General features: G+C 53.7%; 4 protein-coding genes and 1 pseudogene. All 5 read left to right on the top strand.

Annotation, left to right across the window (positions count from 1 at the left end):
• A pseudogene (locus tag CKK19_RS24810) lies at positions 1-270 on the top strand (mercuric reductase); the annotation flags it as partial.
• 17 nt (positions 271-287) lie between these two features.
• Positions 288-653, top strand: a complete 366-nt coding sequence (gene merD, locus CKK19_RS24805) for a mercury resistance co-regulator MerD (protein WP_001277466.1) — start codon at positions 288-290, stop codon at positions 651-653.
• Positions 650-886 carry a broad-spectrum mercury transporter MerE gene (merE, locus tag CKK19_RS24800; protein ID WP_001087807.1) on the top strand — a complete coding sequence of 79 codons (237 nt, stop codon included), beginning with the start codon at positions 650-652 and terminating at the stop codon, positions 884-886. The genes merD and merE overlap by 4 nt, the downstream gene beginning before the upstream one ends.
• A gap of 65 nt (positions 887-951) precedes the next feature.
• On the top strand, positions 952-1,164 hold the full coding sequence (locus tag CKK19_RS24795) for a DUF3330 domain-containing protein (protein WP_000993245.1): 213 nt from the start codon (positions 952-954) through the stop codon (positions 1,162-1,164).
• Entirely contained in the window at positions 1,127-2,182 is a 1,056-nt protein-coding gene (locus tag CKK19_RS24790; RefSeq protein ID WP_223526262.1) for a hypothetical protein, read from the top strand. Before CKK19_RS24795 ends, CKK19_RS24790 begins: the two co-directional genes overlap by 38 nt.
• Positions 2,183-2,206 lie beyond the last annotated feature (24 nt).

Below are 2,206 nucleotides of genomic sequence, written 5' to 3'. Positions count from 1 at the left end.
AACGTGCCGCGTGCGCTTGCCAACTTCGACACACGCGGCTTCATCAAGCTGGTCATCGAGGAAGGTAGCGGACGGCTCATCGGCGTGCAAGCGGTGGCCCCGGAAGCGGGTGAACTGATCCAGACGGCGGTGCTCGCCATTCGCAACCGTATGACCGTGCAGGAACTGGCCGACCAATTGTTCCCCTACCTGACCATGGTCGAAGGGCTGAAGCTCGCGGCGCAGACCTTCAGCAAGGACGTGAAGCAGCTTTCGTGCTGCGCCGGATGAGGAAAAGGAGGTGTTCAATGAGCGCCTACACAGTGTCCCGGCTGGCCCTTGATGCCGGGGTGAGCGTGCATATCGTGCGCGACTACCTGCTGCGCGGATTGCTACGGCCGGTCGCGTACACCACGGGCGGCTACGGCTTGTTCGATGACACCGCGTTGCAACGGCTGCGCTTTGTACGGGCTGCCTTCGAAGCGGGTATCGGCCTGGACGCACTGGCGCGGCTGTGCCGGGCGCTGGATGCTGCGGACGGTGACGGTGCGTCTGCGCAGCTTGCCGTGTTGCGGCAACTCGTCGAGCGTCGGCGCGAGGCCCTGGCCAGCCTCGAAATGCAACTGGCCGCCATGCCAACCGAACCGGCACAGCACGCGGAGAGTCTGCCATGAACAGCCCAGAGCACTTGCCGTCTGAGACGCACAAACCGATCACCGGCTACTTGTGGGGCGCGCTGGCCGTGCTCACCTGTCCCTGCCATTTGCCGATTCTCGCCATTGTGCTAGCCGGCACGACGGCCGGCGCGTTCATCGGGGAGCACTGGGGTATTGCAGCCCTCACGCTGACCGGCTTGTTTGTCCTGTCTGTGACGCGGCTGCTGCGGGCCTTCAAGGGAAGATCATGACCGCTTCCCAGCCAGCCGAGAGTGGGCAGCTTTGAGCTTCGCTACCAATCTGGAGGAGTACCACCATGAACGCAAACGCCCCGAACACTGCCAGTTGCACCACCTGCTGCGTATGCTGCAAAGAAATTCCGCTCGATGCCGCCTTCACCCCGGAAGGCGCGGAATACGTCGAACATTTCTGCGGGCTGGATTGCTATGAACGCTTCCAGGCACGCGCCAAGGCCGCGACAGAATCTGACATTGCGCCTGTCCCTGGCGGTTCGCAGCCGTCAGATTGAGGCATACCCTTCACATACTGGAGATAACGTCCTCTATGAACAGCCTCTTCCAATTTCCAGTGTCGCGGTCGCTAAAAATCTCTTTCGGCTCATCGATGCCAAAACCGGAGAAGCCTTTGACATCGAAGAAGAACTGTGGGCCTATGAGCGTCTGACGGCCGCAGTAGTGAACGACATTATTCACGAACATAATTTTTCTCGACTTCGTCTGGCTAAGCCCGGCGATTTCCCGTTCGAGACACTGACCAGCTTTGCAGTAATGCAGCTGCTTTTAAATTTACATAATCCCCAGAATAAGAATCCCTACAAGCAGGATCTTCTTGACCACTTTCATCATGACATTGAAATGCATTTTGAAGAATATATAAAAAGCATTCAGTCACTGCCTGGCACCCAGCCCGCACTAATGAACGACAGTTTTTATCAAAAATTGCTTCGCGTAGCCAACGCGTCCTCATCCAGAGAGGATAAATGTCGGGCGATTTTTACTTTGTTCAGCCTGCTGGCTATTCTCAATAAACCCACGCCTTATGACATGATCAATGTCTTCCGGAATAAAATATTCAGTCGGACGAGCGTGATTGAAATAATACACACCGGCCACGCTTTTGACAGTACTAACCCCAGGCCAGTCTTTGCGATAGCCCCGAATATATTTTGTTTATACACAAAACAGAATAGAATATATCTGCCGTTGTCTCATAATTTCACTTTGTGTTTTATTATTGGCTCACCATTAACATTCCGTCCCCGGATAGACGTTTTTTCACCACGACCCGAACTGCTAAAGTGTTGTGACGATCGCCACTTAAATTTCTACAAAGTTTCTTTTGATTACATTGATAATGTCATGAGCACCATCGATATGTACAATGTAGGAAATTCAAGCACTTTCTATTCTGCTTATCAGCTCAGCGACGTTGAAAAATACCTCGATTTGCAGGAAAAAGATCACCAATATTACTATACGCCTGCAGACCCCGTGCGATGGCTCCCTCAGCAGCCGGATTCATTATGAACCCGGCTTTGTTGAATAAATCAG

It is taken from the genome of Enterobacter sp. CCUG 70166 (assembly GCF_020224095.1).
GTDB lineage: Bacteria > Pseudomonadota > Gammaproteobacteria > Enterobacterales > Enterobacteriaceae > Enterobacter > Enterobacter intestinihominis.
The sequence above is the reverse complement of the archived record's forward strand: the minus strand, read 5'-3'. Positions and strand labels throughout refer to the sequence as shown.